Annotated in this window: 12 protein-coding genes; 4 read left to right on the top strand and 8 right to left on the bottom strand. The window is 54.8% G+C overall.

All coding sequences use genetic code 11. The features are described 5' to 3' along the window. Nucleotides 1-470 precede the first annotated feature (470 nt). Together OQH67_RS02175 and OQH67_RS02170 are read left to right on the top strand one after the other, a co-directional pair. Nucleotides 471-1,037, top strand: a complete 567-nt coding sequence (locus OQH67_RS02175; RefSeq protein WP_067571089.1) for a GNAT family N-acetyltransferase — start codon at nucleotides 471-473, stop codon at nucleotides 1,035-1,037. Between the two features lie 952 nt (nucleotides 1,038-1,989). After that, entirely contained in the window at nucleotides 1,990-2,715 is a 726-nt protein-coding gene (locus OQH67_RS02170) for a PEP-CTERM sorting domain-containing protein (RefSeq protein ID WP_215436473.1), read from the top strand. Nucleotides 2,716-2,999: 284 nt separating this feature from the next. On the opposite strand, the gene OQH67_RS02165 is transcribed toward OQH67_RS02170, so the two are convergent. From OQH67_RS02165 to dinB, 7 genes are all read right to left on the bottom strand, one after another. Beyond that, nucleotides 3,000-4,100 (bottom strand): DNA alkylation repair protein, encoded by a 1,101-nt coding sequence (locus OQH67_RS02165; RefSeq protein WP_067571094.1) that lies wholly within the window; start codon nucleotides 4,098-4,100, stop codon nucleotides 3,000-3,002. A gap of 130 nt (nucleotides 4,101-4,230) precedes the next feature. Then, on the bottom strand, nucleotides 4,231-4,839 hold the full coding sequence (gene recR / locus OQH67_RS02160) for a recombination mediator RecR (protein ID WP_067571096.1): 609 nt from the start codon (nucleotides 4,837-4,839) through the stop codon (nucleotides 4,231-4,233). Further along, nucleotides 4,832-5,275, bottom strand: coding sequence for a hypothetical protein (locus OQH67_RS02155; RefSeq protein ID WP_067571098.1), 444 nt, complete (start codon nucleotides 5,273-5,275; stop codon nucleotides 4,832-4,834). Before OQH67_RS02155 ends, recR begins: the two co-directional genes overlap by 8 nt. A gap of 94 nt (nucleotides 5,276-5,369) precedes the next feature. After that, nucleotides 5,370-6,617: a beta-ketoacyl-ACP synthase II gene (gene fabF, locus OQH67_RS02150; RefSeq protein WP_067571100.1), complete on the bottom strand. Its 1,248-nt coding sequence runs from the start codon at nucleotides 6,615-6,617 to the stop codon at nucleotides 5,370-5,372. A 117-nt stretch (nucleotides 6,618-6,734) separates the two neighbouring features. Continuing rightward, the gene (locus tag OQH67_RS02145; RefSeq protein WP_067571102.1) at nucleotides 6,735-7,766 is read right to left on the bottom strand and encodes a DUF459 domain-containing protein; all 1,032 of its coding nucleotides are present in this window, start codon (nucleotides 7,764-7,766) and stop codon (nucleotides 6,735-6,737) included. Between the two features lie 124 nt (nucleotides 7,767-7,890). Then, complete coding sequence (gene msrB / locus OQH67_RS02140; protein ID WP_231863849.1) at nucleotides 7,891-8,406, bottom strand: peptide-methionine (R)-S-oxide reductase MsrB; 516 nt, start codon at nucleotides 8,404-8,406, stop codon at nucleotides 7,891-7,893. 111 nt (nucleotides 8,407-8,517) lie between these two features. Continuing rightward, entirely contained in the window at nucleotides 8,518-9,597 is a 1,080-nt protein-coding gene (dinB, locus tag OQH67_RS02135) for a DNA polymerase IV (protein WP_215436465.1), read from the bottom strand. 393 nt (nucleotides 9,598-9,990) lie between these two features. On the opposite strand from dinB, the gene OQH67_RS02130 reads away from it, so the two are divergent. Together OQH67_RS02130 and OQH67_RS02125 are read left to right on the top strand one after the other, a co-directional pair. After that, a complete protein-coding gene (locus OQH67_RS02130; protein WP_215436457.1) occupies nucleotides 9,991-11,310 on the top strand; it encodes an NTP/NDP exchange transporter in 1,320 nt (439 codons plus the stop codon). 403 nt (nucleotides 11,311-11,713) lie between these two features. Then, nucleotides 11,714-13,438: a tetratricopeptide repeat protein gene (locus tag OQH67_RS02125; protein ID WP_215458995.1), complete on the top strand. Its 1,725-nt coding sequence runs from the start codon at nucleotides 11,714-11,716 to the stop codon at nucleotides 13,436-13,438. 117 nt (nucleotides 13,439-13,555) lie between these two features. Here the strand turns inward: OQH67_RS02125 and OQH67_RS02120 are convergent, their stop codons facing one another. Then, the gene (locus tag OQH67_RS02120; protein ID WP_215436451.1) at nucleotides 13,556-14,509 is read right to left on the bottom strand and encodes a bifunctional helix-turn-helix transcriptional regulator/GNAT family N-acetyltransferase; all 954 of its coding nucleotides are present in this window, start codon (nucleotides 14,507-14,509) and stop codon (nucleotides 13,556-13,558) included. Nucleotides 14,510-14,969 lie beyond the last annotated feature (460 nt).

Here is a 14,969-nt window from a genome sequence, read left to right as displayed (position 1 = left end):
ATGCGGAGAACAAACCCCGTCCGGCCCGTACGTACGTTCATCCTTTCCGCACATAGCTATAGATGAAACGCTGAATGAAGTGGGAAGGGAGTGACTCATGCCCTTCGTCGTGATGGCAATAATGATTGCCCATCAGAAAGGATGTGCAGGTGGGAAAAATCCGCAGTCAACACAGATATTTGAATTAGAATAAAAAATAGTAAATATCAGGCGGCGATAAAGTCCTTTTTCCAGTCGGAAAAGCCCGGAAATCAGTATTGCTGCTATATGCAATGCAATCCTGCAAAGAGTAAAAGGACGCCCAAGCGAACAAACAGGGTTATAAGCAGCAGCGGAAAGTAATGAAACGAAATGGGCTGTTTGACATTTCCATGCGCTGATATTAAAATAAGGAAAGTGGGTTATGTGTTTTCTCCTTAGACGGATAAGGCACAGAACGACAAATCGAAAATTGTGAAGGAAGAATATTTATGGTTGTTGTTCGTGATGCGACAATGGAAGATGCGGAGCGTATCTTGGAAATATACGACTACTATGTAAGGAACACGGCAATAACCTTTGAATACGATACGCCGTCCCTTGACGAATTTAAGAGACGGATGAAAAAGACCATGCAACGTTATCCGTATCTGGTCATTTTGAAAGATGGCCGTATTGAAGGATACGCATATGCAGGTGTTTTTATCGGCAGAGCTGCCTATGACTGGTCCTGCGAAATGACAATTTATCTTGACCATAACGCACGGAAATGCGGAATGGGGGGGGCTATTTATGAGGCGTTGGAAAAGGCTCTGCGTGATATGGGTATTCTCAACCTATACGCTTGTATCGGTTCTCCAGAATGTGATGATGAATACTTGACAGCTAACAGTGCCGATTTCCACGCGCATCTGGGTTTTGTAAAAGTTGGAGAGTTTCATCAATGCGGGTATAAATTTGGTCGTTGGTATAACATGATTTGGATGGAAAAGGTTATTGGGGGTCATGAAACGAAACAGTCCCTGATTATCCCCTATCCAGAATTGAAGCAAGGCTGACAAATTCCAGTTTATCAGGATGATTTAAGTATGTCTTATTGGTATGATGCGTTCTTCTTTTTTAGCCGTTCTTAATAATGGCAAGCAGTATTTCGTGGTGTACACGAAACGATTTTGCACTTTTTCACCTCCGCGAAAACCTGTAAAATTTGTTTGTTGAGCCGCTTCCAATCCCCCGGCAAGGTTCGTATCTAGAGGATTTCTCCACGATGTGGAGGTGGGGCTCTCTCCGTTATTCAGAAGGGGGAATGGAGCAGGCGAGGTCGTTTACACAGTGACATAGGTAGCGGGAGACGCTTTTTCACATTCAGTGGGACGATATTCATGGTTTGCTCTCCAATACATGAAGGAAGCCGCTGCCTTGTTCTCCATTCCGGCGACAGGGCGCGGCATGCTGTGCCACCCTGCCGAATGCCCCTTTGTTTTAGCTTTTTGGAAAATAATGTTTCCTTGAGAAGCCGTTCAAGCAAGAGAATGGCTGAACGTGGCGATTTGCGCGAAGAATGGTTGTCGTACCAGAGTGGCCGCAGGAAAAGGGTCGAACTTTTCAGGCAATTGGCGGGAGCGGGCTGCACAGTGGTTAAGACTGGAGAAAATTGATGAATTTGATCGACACTGGGAGAATGCAAACATCCCAAAACACTTAATGGCATTGTTTTTCGTCATTATAATTATGTCTGGTTTGGAACCTATCCACGGATTAGGAATTCGGAGTCAATGGAAAAAGTTGGAAATAGAGTATTTTAACGCTATCCGGCCTGATCGCTCTTGAAGAAAAATAGCTTTTACTTTTTCTTGAACATTTTTATAATCGATTAATATATAATTTTTTATATATTTCTGAATGAAAAAAACACATTCCGAATTCCTAATCCGTTATTCGTAGCGTGTTACCATCCATGGGGAATTGGTGCAAAAAAACACTATTTAACACAGTTAACTATACTTGAAGATGAAGCCTTCCTTATTTTTTGCCACCTCGCTCATCGCGCTTGCAGGCACGGCCCAGGCAGCGATTATCTTTGATTACCAAGCCAATCCCGGAACGACGGCCGCCCTGTACAACCCTTCCGTCAGTGACGGAGTTTCTATCACAGGCCAAACGGTTACCAATGCTTCCGGCGGTGCGCTGGGACAGAAAACGGGTACCAATTATGTTAATTCCTTTTTGAGTCCCAACGTGAATGTGGGGACTGGAGGTACATGGACCCTGACTTTGTCCTTCACCGTAACGGAAGATGTAACCATTGATTCAATAGCTCTGAATCTTTTTACGTTTAACGGTTCCAATCAGATTCAGAACAGCAACCGCAAAGGTGCGTATATGTTTAATTTGAAATTGGGAGATACGGTTCTGGCCAGTTGTGCTGATTCCTCCCTGACTTATGCGGGAACGGGGGATGTCACTCCTTCCGGTGCACAGAAGGCCAGCGTGGAGACGCTGGGGCAACGGGGCGGTTCTTCCGGAGTAAGGGAAGAGTCTTCTCTGGACAAGGCCGTTACCTTGACGGCGGGAGAGACTTATTCCATGGAACTTTCCCTGTCCCGGGGGGCGGAGACCAATGGATATTTTGTCGGGCTGGGGGCCATTGAGTTGAATACTGTTCCCGAACCGGCAACGGCTTCCCTGGGATTGGCTGGACTCGCCGTGTTGCTGCTGAGACGCCGCAAAAGATGATATTTCCCGCAGGGTACTTGTTTCTTCAAGCCGCTCCTGCAAGTAAAGGGAGCGGCTTTTTCATTGTCTGAACAGGTGAATTGGCGGTGATGAAGAGGCAGATGATTTCCAGGCAGCCTTCCGCAAAGCCGCATGGAATAGGCGTTTTCTCATTTAAAAAGGGGATGCGGATGAAAGGTGCATGATGCGGGCAGTGGGGACATCAATCGACTCGGTTCGCACGGGAATATCGTAAAGACCGGGACACCAGGGAAGATGGCTTGGATGTCCTGCTATAAAGCGGGCTATGTGTCAAATACCTCAAAATCCAGTGTTCCACGTTCAGTGCCGTTTACAATAAGCGTAAGCGAATGGGTGCCGGGGTAATGCTTCTGTGTGCTTGCATTCGCAAAGGAATGGGTTTTTGTGTAAGACCTTTTCCCGTTTTCCTTTAAAGAGAGCTCGGATATCTGGAATATCTTACGGTTTCTTTTGCCGTTCGCCTTGACGTAATCAATGCCATATTCCAGCCGTACCCTGGCCGCTTTTTTTGCCTCAATGTTGAAGGAAAAGGCCATTTCCTTCCCAATGGAAGCGGACGCGGCGCCCAGCGCAAAGCCGTCCACATCCACACAACCGGCATCCGCGAATCCAAGGATGTCCAGCACATCCCTGTTGCCCTTTTTAAGAAGTGTCCTGCACCCGTGTTTTACAATCCAGTCCGTATGGCTGTTTTTTCCGTACCAATCCCTTGCAATTTTTGCAACGAGGTCCGGATGTGTTTTGGAAATATCGTTCAGGCTGTTGGCCACGCTTTTACGGACATACGGGGACGGGTCGGCTTTAAGCTGTTCTAAAATACCGAGAACCGGCGACGGGTCTTTTTTGAAGCTGCCCAACACCTGTCCCCACGGCAGTTGAGGGCGGCAGCCCTCGCTGGCAAGCCGCCGGACATGCTCGTTGCCATGCCGGGCCCAGGCGGCCATCTGCCGCATCATGCGTTCTTCATGGTTGATGATAAAGGGCCTTACGGCAAATTCGGAAGACGAGGACGAGGTATACCTTTCCAACGCGGCCATGGACAAATTCCAATGGCGCTCCTCCTGCCCATAGACTTCCACAAAATCCGGGAAGCACATTAACGTAAAGTCATTAAATCCTTCGGGATAACCCGCAACAATCTTGTCGATGACGCCAAGCGCCTGTTCATAATCGTCCGGCAAATATCTTCCCAGATTGATGGTAATTTGCCGCATGCGGGCTTTCAGCTCCAATCCGTCCCAGGTTTCGTCCATGATGCCGTTGACAAAATCGTCAACCTGAAACGGAGGATATACGGTGTTAATACTCAGAGCCAGCGCGCGGAGAGATTCGTCATTGTATCTGTTTTTTAGTAGTTCCGGCATATGCTTCCTCTGGAGATTTGGGGTGCGCGGCTTGGTAGGATATGTTTCAGACGGCAGAAAAAACTCTCCGGCCGGTTTCCTTCAGAGTGTCCGTATTTCCGGAAATACGTGGATTGCCGGAAGGGAGCGGTTAAAGCACGGTTCTGCCTTCCAGCGCTTTCATCAGGGTCAGCGTGTCCGCGTGGCTGAGGCCGGACCCGGCGGGCAGACCCTGGGCGGGGCGGGAGATTTTGCAGTCCAGGGCTTTCAACAAGTGGTGCAGGTAGGTGGCCGTGGCTTCCCCTTCCACATCGGACCCCGTTGCGAGAATGACTTCGCACCCCGGCTGGCCGGCCACCCGTTCCACCAGGGAGCGGATGTTCAGGTCTTCCGGCTCCACGTCGTCCAGCGGCGAGAGTTTGCCCCCCAGGCAATGGTACAATCCGCGGTAGGCGCTGCTGCGTTCAATGGGGATGACGTCCGTGGCCTGTTCCACCACGCAGATGGTCCGGGCGTCCCTTTCCTCGTCCCGGCAGGCTTCGCAGGGGGCTTCCGCCGTGCTGAAAAAGCCGCAGACCGGGCAGGGCGTGACGCTGTCCGCCGCCTGGCCGATGGTCCGGGCGATGGATTCCGCCTCTCCCATGTGCCCCTGGAGCATCCACAGGGCCATGCGTTCCGCGCCGCGCGTGCCGATGCCCGGCAATTGCTTGAGGGCGGCGACCAGTTCAAGCACAGGCAGGGGATAATCCAGATTATTCATGAGATGGAGATGGTTCCTGTTCCCGCTCCGCCGGGAGGGGCCACAGGATGGCCAGCAGGCCCGCAGTTCCGGCGGAAAGCAGGCAGGGCACGAAGTTGAAGAAAACGCCCCAGAGGCCCAGAGCCGGAGTGAAGCAGGCCAGCAGGAGCAGGAAGGCGGCGAGAACGGCCGATTTCCGGAGAAGCCCGCGCATCAGCAGCAGATTGCAGGCCACGGCGAGGGTGAGCAGTATGCACAGCAGGAATCCGGCGCCGGGGGACAGGGCGGGCGCGTCCGGAGGCAGCAAGAACGGAGCCTGGGTCATGGCTTCTCTCAGGGCAAATGCCCAGGAAGGCGTTACCCCCACCGAGTAGAGCACCACGATGAGGACGATCCCCGTTACGGAAAACAGGGCCCAGCGCATGAGCAGAATGTCCTGATGTGTTTTGGCGGCCATGGTTGTAAAAAATGCAGAAGGCGGAAGCGCGATGATTGCGGTGAAACACAAGCATCGGCACTTCCGCCGGGAAGATTCCGGGTTCCGGAAGGAATCAGGCGAATTTCTTCACGATGACGGAAGAGTTGTGGCCGCCGAACCCGAAGGAGTTGCTCAGTGCGGCGTCCACCCTGGCTTCACGCGCCTTGTTGGGCACGCAGTCCAGGTCGCATTCCGGGTCCTGGTTGTCCACGTTGATGGTGGGCGGAATAATGCCGTCCTGCATGGCCATGAGGCAGGCCGCCAGTTCCACGCCGCCTGCGGCGCCGAGAAGGTGCCCGGTCATGGATTTGGTGGAGCTGATCAGCAGGCCATTTTTGGCGTGGTCGCCGAAGACGGCCTTGATGGCCTTCGTTTCGCAGATGTCGCCCAGCGGCGTGGAGGTGCCGTGCGTGTTGATGTAGTCGATGTCTTCCGGCTTCATGCCCGCGTGGTCCAGGGCCATCTGCATGCAACGTGCGGCTCCGCGGCCTTCGGGGTCCGGAGCGGTGAGGTGGTAGGCGTCTGCGGAGATGCCGTAGCCGACGAGTTCCGCATAGATTTTGGCGCCGCGTTTTTGGGCGTGTTCCAGCGTTTCCAGAATGACGACGCCCGCGCCTTCACCCATCACGAAGCCGTCGCGGTCCACATCATACGGGCGGGAAGCGCGCTGGGGTTCGTCGTTGCGTGAGCTGAGGGCCTTCATGTTGCTGAAGCCCGCTACGCCCGTAGGCAGGATGGTGGCTTCCGCCCCGCCGCAGACCATGACGTCCGCATCGCCGAATTTCATGATGCGCCATGCTTCCCCGATGTTGTGGTTGGAGGTGGCGCAGGCCGTAACGATGGACATGTTGGGACCGCCGAAACCGTATTCCATGGAAATGAGGCCGGAGGCGATGTTGCTGATCATGTACGGGATCATGAAGGGGGACACGCGGGCCGGTCCCTTGGAAATAAGAGTGGCGTGCTGGCTTTCCAGCGTGCCCAGGCCGCCGATGCCGCTCCCGACCATGACGCCGATGCGCGTCTTGTCCACGGCTTCCAAATCCATGCCGGAGTCCTTCAGAGCCATTCCGGCCGCACCCATGGCAAAGTGCGTGAAGCGGTCCACGCGGCGGGCGTCCTTCGGAGTCTTGAAGTAGGGGGTGGGGTCGAAATCCTTGACTTCACCGGCGATCTTCGTGGAATAATCGGAGACGTCCATGGATTTGATGGTGTCAATCCCACTGCGTCCGGCCTTCATGGCTTCCCAGGTGCTTGCAAGATCATTGCCCAGGGGGCTGATCACTCCGATGCCGGTGATAACAATTCTGCGGTCGGTCATAATAAGTGTGAGTGGTTGCAAATAATGCTCGAACCAAAGTAAACGACATTCCGGTAAAGGTCAAGCTAATCCCCCTGCGGTCCTGAAGGCCGGAAGCATGGTCTGAAAGAGGTTCTTTCAAGAAGCCTTTTCCGGTCCCGTGCGTGCGGGCTCCTTGTTCTCCCGGAGCATGGAAGCGCCCGTTTTCCGGAGGGCATCCAGGATGAAGTCCACGACGGGGACCGTATTTTTCAGGTTGCGGGAGTGAGGGTCCGCCCCGGGTTCTGGGGCTGTCTTGGTCCAGACATCTTCCGCGATGCGGGGCAGTTCGGCGATGGGGACGCCGGCGGGAATACCGGGACGCTTATGGCCCGTTTCCGACAGCCAGGCCAGTTTGAAGAGGTTGTGCCGTTCCAGGATTTTGTTGAAGGCATCTCCTTCCGCGAAACGGACGTTCGGGGAAAGATTCAGGAAAGAAGCTATTGCGGGCCAGACGGACCGGGCAATCATCAAATGGCCTTCCGGGCCGGGATGGACGCCGTCCGGGGCATACATGAATCGGGGGTTCTTTTCTTTGGCCGCCCTGATTTGGCGGGAAAGTCCGGGACGCATGTCCGCTACCAGCCAGCCTTTCTTTTTCTGCCCGTTCAGCCATTCGGCATAAATGTCCAGAACCGCGTTGTAGCGGGCGGAATCTTTTTCCGGCGTGTCCGCCATGTAAAGGGGTGGCGTCACGGCGATGAACCGGGCTCCGGCGGACTCCGTCTTCGCTTTCAGCCGTTCCATGCCTTGCTGGTAGGCTTGAAAGTTGGCCTCGGAAAAAGGCTGCATCATGCCGTCGTTCATGCCGTAGCAGGCGATGACCAGGGTAGGTTTGTACCGGGAAAGGATGGCGTCCAGCCGGTCGTGGATGCAGGGGCGGGGAAAGGCTCCTGCCGCATGGCCCGGCTCGGAAAGTCCGGAGGCCGTTTCACTGGGGAGGGAAAAGTTGACGATTTCCGCGTTTCTATAGGCGGAATTCCGCCGCAGGCCGGATTCCAGGAGAGCCGGCCAGTAGCCGGCGTAAGGGATGCTGTCCCCCAGAATGGCGATTCTGGGAACTGCCGCCGGCAATGGGGCAGGGAAGAGCGCCAGCAGGACCGGAATGATGCGTATGATGGACATTCCCATGATACGTCATTACGCGGGAGGGAGAATAGATGTTTCAGCGAAACGCCTGCCCGGAAACCGGAATGCGGCAGGAGTACCCTGACGGCACTCCCGGCGTGCGTCCCGGCCGCTCCTTTTCCCGTTCTCAGGACATGTGCCCGGCGATGACCGGTTGCGGCGCGGGCTGGAAATCCAGGGAAAGGGAATTGACGCAATAGCGCATGTTTTTCGGAGTCATCCGTTCGCCGCTGAAGAGGTGCCCCAGGTGGCCGCCGCAGTGGGCGCAGGTGATTTCCGTGCGCTGTCCGGAGTTCTGGCGGATGCTCCGGACGGCGTCCGGCAGGGAGTCGTCAAAGCAGGGCCATCCGCAGCCGGCATCGAATTTGTCTTCTGACCGGAACAGGGGTTCCCCGCATTTGCGGCAGACATAGGTGCCCTGCTCGAAAAAGCTGACGAATCTCCCGGAAAAGGGAGGTTCCGTTCCCTGATGCTCAATGATGCGCTTTTCCGTTTCAGTCAGCGGATGCCGCCTGCGGGAGGGGCCGGGGTCAGGCACGCTCTGGGAGGCGGGAACTCCCCCTTCCACGGCCATGACGCCCGCCACGCCTTCCGCGATCGTCGCCATCCATGATATCCAGTGTTTCCGTTCTTCCGTATTCATACGGGGGTAAGACCGGAGCAGATGCGGTTTCGCTCATTCATGGCACGATATCTTGTGTATAAGGTTCTTTTTTAGGGAAGAAACCAGAAAATATGGGAGTCTGTGGAGGTATTAGTATTCCAAATCCAGCCAAAGCTGTTCCCAGACGCCCGGAGGATGTTCTTCCAAAGGGTTGGAGACGGACAGGCCCAGAAGGCGGAAGGTGCTGTCTCCGGAATCCAGTTCTTCCATCATCGTGCGCGCCAGGGGCAGGATGTCTTCCATGTCCGTCAGGCAGTCCGGAACGGTGATGCTCCGGGATTTCTGGACGAAGTCCGGGAATTTGATTTTCAGGGTCAGGGTATTGCCCCGGAATCCGGAGCGCGCCAGGCGCCCCGCCAGTTCTTCCGCCAGAATGGGGAGGCTGTTTTCCAGGGCCTGGGTCTTGGTGACGTCTTCACGGTAGGTTTGCTCGCAGCCCACGGATTTGCGGATGCGGGATGATTCCACGGGGCGCTCGTCAATGCCGCGGGCGAAGTTGTAGAACAGGATGCCGATTTTTCCAAAGTGGCGGACCAGGAATTCCTGGTCCCGTTCCCTGAGCTGGGCTCCGTTGGTGATGGACAGGGAGTGCATGCGTGCGGCGGTGGCCTGCCCCACGCCCCAGAAGGATTCGATGGGCAGGCGGGCGATGAATTCCGCGGCGCGGGAGGGATGAATGGTGAACAGGCCGTCCGGCTTGCGGTAGTCGGAAGCGATTTTGGCCAGGAATTTGTTGTAGGATACCCCCGCGGAGGCGGTCAAGCGCAGTTCCTGCCGAATTTCCTTTTTGATGCGCCGGGCGATTTCCACGGCCAGCGGGATTCCCGGCTTGTTTTCCGTGACGTCCAGAAAGGCTTCGTCCAGGGAAAGAGGCTCCACCAGGTCCGTGTAGCGGTGGAAAATCTCGTGGATTTGGGCGGAGACGGCTTTATACACGTCCATGCGGTTGCGGGTGAAGATAAGCTTGGGGCAAAGTTTGATCGCCTTCATGGAAGGCATGGCGGATCGGACCCCGAAGCGGCGCGCTTCATAACTGGCTGCCGCCACCACTCCGCGCATTTCCGCACGCCCTACGGCAATGGGCTTGCCGCGGTATTCCGGATGGTCCCGCTGTTCGATGGATGCGTAAAAGGCATCCATGTCCACATGGATGATTTTTCTCTGTTTCATGGGGAATGTCCGTGTTCCGGCCAGGGACGGATGGGTGGACGGAGAAGACGGCCCACGATACCACGGTTTCCCTTTCCAGTCCAGTTGGACGGGGAAAAAGGGGATGTTGCTGGAATTTATGTTTCCAGTGGGAAATGGATGCTTCAAAAGGAGGAATCATGCATGCAACACAGAAGAAAACCAGGAACCGGGAATCCGGGCAAAGGGAGGTGCTGTTCACTATTCCGGAAGGTGCGGTTTTCATCCGTCTTTAAGGGAATGTGCGGATTCCTTTTTTATGGTCGTCCTCCGTCTTCCGGTTTGAACCGGGAATGTCGGTAAACGGAGAAGGAAATTCAGGGGAGCGGATTAATTGGGATTAGGCGTTTGTACGGTATATGGTACATTGCGGGCATGTCCAACTGGAAGAGGGGAAGCCTGGGGCGCCTGCTGCGAAGAGCCTTGAATGTGGATGAGGCCGAGCTGCCTGCCGCTGCCGGAGGCATTCTGCTTTTTTTTCTACTGTTCCTGGCGTATTCCATGCTGCGCCCGGTCCGGGAAATGATGGGCATTGCGGGCGGAGTCCGGAATTTGCAGTGGCTGTTTACGGCTACGTTTGGGGCGTCCCTCCTGTTCCAGATGTTGTTCGGGTGGATTGCCTGCCGCGTGCCGAGAAGGTCCATCCTTCCGTGGACGTACGGATTCTTCATCCTCAATCTGGGAGTATTTGCCGCGCTGATGCTGGCGTGTCCGGACAGTGCCTGGACGGCACGGGCGTTTTACGTGTGGCTGTCCGTTTTCAACCTGCTGGCCGTATCCGTGGCATGGAGCGTGCTGGCGGATGTGATGAGGGGCGGCCAGGTAAAACGCCTGTTCGCGCTGGTGGCCAGCGGCAGCAGCCTGGGAGCCGTGCTGGGGCCTGCCGTGACGGCAACTCTGGCCGGAGCAGTGGAGAGCATGTGGCTATTTGCCGCGGCGGCCGTTCTTCTGGGGCTGGCGGTTCTGGCGGGAATGTATCTGCACCGCTGGCGGGACGGGAATCCGGCCAGCGGAGGGAAAGCAGGCGCGCCTTTTCCGGAGGATTGCCGGGCGCGTCCCCTTGGCGGCAACCCGTTTACCGGGGCTTCCGCCGTGTTCCGTTCCCCCTTTCTGATGGGGATCGGGCTGTTCATCATTCTTCTGGCCAGTACCAACACCTTCCTGTACTTTGAACTGATGCGGGCTGTGGCTTCCGCCTTTCCCGATCCTGTCCGGCAGACCCGGGTGTTCGGAATCATTGATGTCATTGTTCAGGGGAGTACCATGCTGCTGCAGGTGTTTTTTGCCGGGCGCATTGTCCGGAGGTTTGGACTATCCGCACTGCTGGTGGCGGTTCCGGTCCTCATTTCCTTGGGATTTGTCTGGATGGCTTTTTCTCCGGTCTTTGCCGTGGCAGCCGTCGTGACGGTAGCACGGCGCATTGGAGAATACGGCCTGGTGCGGCCTGGACGCGAAATGCTGAATTCCGTGCTGTCTCCGGAGGAAAAGTACAAGGCCAAAAGCTTTATAGATACGGTGCTTTACCGCGGCGGGGACGCCGCGAGCGCATGGCTGAAACGTTCACTTGACGTTCTGGGCGGCCATTCCCCGCTTGCCATGCTGGGCGGGGCCGCTATTTCCGCCCTGTGGGCGGCCACCGGATTTTTTCTGGCCCGCAGGCACCGCGAGATGGCCGGAAGACAGGATGAGGACTGAAGCATTGTTCCGGAAGAGGAAAATGAAAGGGGAAACGGAGGCCGGATATTCGGACGGGGAGGAAAAATGCGGAAGGTATGCTCTTGATTTCTCCTGTTTTTGTGGGTATTGGTACATAACCTGTTCTTTGCGGAATGATTATATGTCTGTCCAGCATATGGTCGAACTCCGTCTTCAGTTAAAAAGCCCGGTAGTTCCTATGATGTCTGGTTGTTTCAATTCATGTTGCAGGCGCGTTTTTGCTTTGGCGTCCGGCGGCCGGAGGCGGCGGTTATCCCGGTTTACCGTCAAGTTTACGGCTGCGTTGATGCTGCTTGTTCCTTCGGTGCCTGCTTCCGGGACGCTTCCCTCCCTTCCTCCCGTTGAAGAGGGGAAGGGACCGTCTTTCTTTCTTTTCCGCAGCATGGCGGATTCCGTCATGGCATCAGCCCGGCAGGGGAATGCCAGGGCACAGTTCCTGACCGGAGTTTGTTATTATACCGGGGAAGGGGTGGGGAAAGATCTGAAAGAAGCGTTTCAATGGTTTTCCCGTGCCGCGCAGCAGGGAGATCCGGAAAGCCAGTTTTATCTTGGGGTGATGCATGAATGCGGAGAAGGTGTGGAACAGGATGCAAAAAAGGCTTTTGAATGGTACCTGCTGGCAGCCGGGCAGGAATATGCGCCGGCCCAGCACAATGTGGGGAATTTCTATTATAAGGGAGTGGGGACGGAGAAGGATTTAAAGAAGGCGGTCAAATGGCTGACTCTGGCGGCTATGCGCGGAATACCCCAGTCGCAGAACCTGCTTGGCCTCTGTTGTACGGAAGGGCTGGGCATGGAACAGGATTTCAAGGAGGCTTCCAGGTGGTATACTTTGTCCGCCCAGCAGGGACTTGCCGATGCCCAGAACAATCTGGGGATTCTTTATGAGCGGGGGCTCGGGGTTCCTCAGGATTTCAAGGAAGCCTTCAAATGGTTTTCCGCCGCTGCCCGTCAGGGATATTTTGCTGCTCAAAATAATCTGGGAACCCTGTATGACCGGGGTCTCGGAGTCCGGCAGGATTGGAAGAAGGCGTTTGAATTATATTCCCTGGCTGCGGCGCAGGGATATGGGATGGCCCAGAGCAACCTCGGAAAGATGTATGAGACGGGAAGAGGAGTTCGGCAGGATTCAAAAAAAGCATTCGATCTGTATTTGTCCGCCGCGCAGCAGGGAGAGGCCGACGGCCAAAACAACGTGGGAGTCATGTATGAGAGAGGAATGGGAATCCCGCAGAATTTGAAAGAAGCGTTCAAGTGGTTTTCCGCCGCCGCCCGGCAGGAAAACGCATGGGCGCAAAACAATCTCGGAGCCATGTATTATTACGGTCGTGGCGTTCCGCAGGATCCAAAGGAGGCGTTCCAATGGTTTTCTCTTTCCGCCGCGCAAGGCAATTCTTCCGCTCAGAAAAATCTGGGACTCCTGTATGAATATGGACAGGGTGCGGAAAAGGATCTGAAAGAAGCGTTCCAATGGTTTTCCCTGGCTGCCGTCCAGGGAGAGAATGATGCCCGGTACCGGTTGGGGCTTTTGTATGAGAATGGCAAGGGTGTTGATAAGGATGTAAAGGAAGCGTGCAAATGGTATGCCCTTGCGGCGGAACAGGGGCATCCCGCGGCTCAAAACAATCTGGGGACCATGTATGAGGCGGGGGACGGGGTGCAGAAGGATTTGAAGGAAGCGTGCAAATGGTACGCCCTTGCGGCGGAACAGGGATATGCCGCGGCTCAAGACAATCTCGGGACCATGTATGAAGGGGGGCAGGGAGTGGAGAAGGATTTGAAAGAGGCCTTCAAATGGTATCTGGCGTCCGCCCGGCAGGGAAATTCAAACGCCCAGTATCATTTGGCGCGGATGTACCTGAAAGGTGCAGGCGTGGAGCAGGATTACCGTGAAGCTGTGAAATGGTACGGGAAAGCGGCGGAACAGAACGTTCCGGCTGCCCAGTTTGGGCTGGGGCTGCTTTACCTGACAGGGAACGGAACTGAGCAGGATGAGGCAAAAGGCAGAAAATGGATTGCCAAGGCGGCGGAACAAGGCCTGGAGGAAGCCCGGGATATGCTCAAACTGCTTGATGACCTGTTTCCGAAACAGAACGGAGAAGATTGATTCTGGCCAGTACAGGCTCAAAAGGGGCTGCTTCATTTCTGTCAAATCCCGGAGGAAGGGAGGAGATTCGCCAAGGGTACATGGATCACGGATAGCCGCAGAAGTTGCGGCAAATGGTCAGTCTATCACCAGTTCCATTTGAATATCGACCCTTTCGTAGGCCGGATGGCTTTTCGGAATTTCCTTGAACCCCAGTTTTCTGTAGAGCCGTATGGCCGGGCGCAGAAGCGTGTTGCTTTCCAGAAAGATTTTTTTGCATCCCAGTTCTTTTGCCTTGCCGATGACGGTCCGGCATAGCAATACACCGATTCCTTTTCCCTGAACCCCGGGACTGACTGCGAGCTTGGCCAGTTCATATTCATGTTCCGGATCGTCTTTTTTGCACAGAGCGCATACGCCGACAGGTTCATCCCTGTACAGGGCAATGAAAATGTGGCCTCCCTTGTCCAGAATGTATTCCTGCGGGTGGTCCAGCGCCTTGTGGTCGGGTTCTTCCATTTCCCAGTAGGCGGTGATCCATTCTTCATTGAGAGCCTTGAAAGCGGATTGGTAGCGGGGCTCATAGGGAATGATGGCGATGTCTTTTCCCTCCCTCTCCTTTTTGGCTTCTTTTACCCGTTCGAATAATGTTTTTTCCGACAGCAGGTCTTCCCATTCTTCAATGGCCCGCCACAGGTCGTTCCTGGCCTGCCGGGCGATTTGTTCCACGGCGGACTCAACGTCGGGATAGCATTCGGCCATGATTCCGGCCATTTTTTTTCCCTTGGAAGACAACGTGACCATGTTTCTTCTTCCGTCCGATTTGTCCCTCGTTTCTTTCACCAGCCCCCTTGCGCCCATTTCTTTTACGATGTTGCTGACGGACGGATGCGAATGTCCTATTTCCCTGGCGATCGCGGTGATGGTCTTCGCTCCGCCGCGGGACAGCACAAAGAAGACGGAAAACCATTTCGGGCGGATGTCCACGCCGTACATGCCGTAAATCAGTTCGGCGTCATTTGTTATCTTGTCCGTCAGCATGCGCAGTCTGCTTCCAATGGCCATTTTGCCCGTCTGGTTGAAAAAATCCATATGCGTTTTTTTGTGTTGTTAAAAACGTAATTGGTTACGCAATTAGTTACGGAATGATCTTATAGATGTCAAAGATTTTTTTATCATGTTGGGAAATACCGTTCATTTCGCCCGTGTTTCCAAGATGGCGGCCCCGGTATTCTTGTCCCATAGCACCCGGCGTTCAGATTTTTCGACGATCGGACCGGAATGCCACGCCAGCTTTTTCAAAGCACGGTCATCCGAAAGAAGAGGAGGGGGAATCAGAAAATGAAAAACCCTTGCGGAAGCAGTGACTCTGCAAAGAAGCAGAAGGTTGAAAGTGGTAGGCCCGGTAGAGTTCAAATCCGCGACCAAAGAATTGTTGTTATTGTTTGCAGTTAATTTTCAATATGTTGTAATTTTCTAGTGCTGGAATAGTACAATTTTCTTCTGACATTGAGGAGGGAAAGGAGCAACAACTCATGCCAACGAACAAGAA

It is taken from the genome of Akkermansia biwaensis, from assembly GCF_026072915.1.
Lineage (GTDB): Bacteria > Verrucomicrobiota > Verrucomicrobiia > Verrucomicrobiales > Akkermansiaceae > Akkermansia > Akkermansia biwaensis.
Note: the sequence above shows the minus strand (reverse complement) of the source record. Positions and strands in the feature narration are given on the sequence as shown.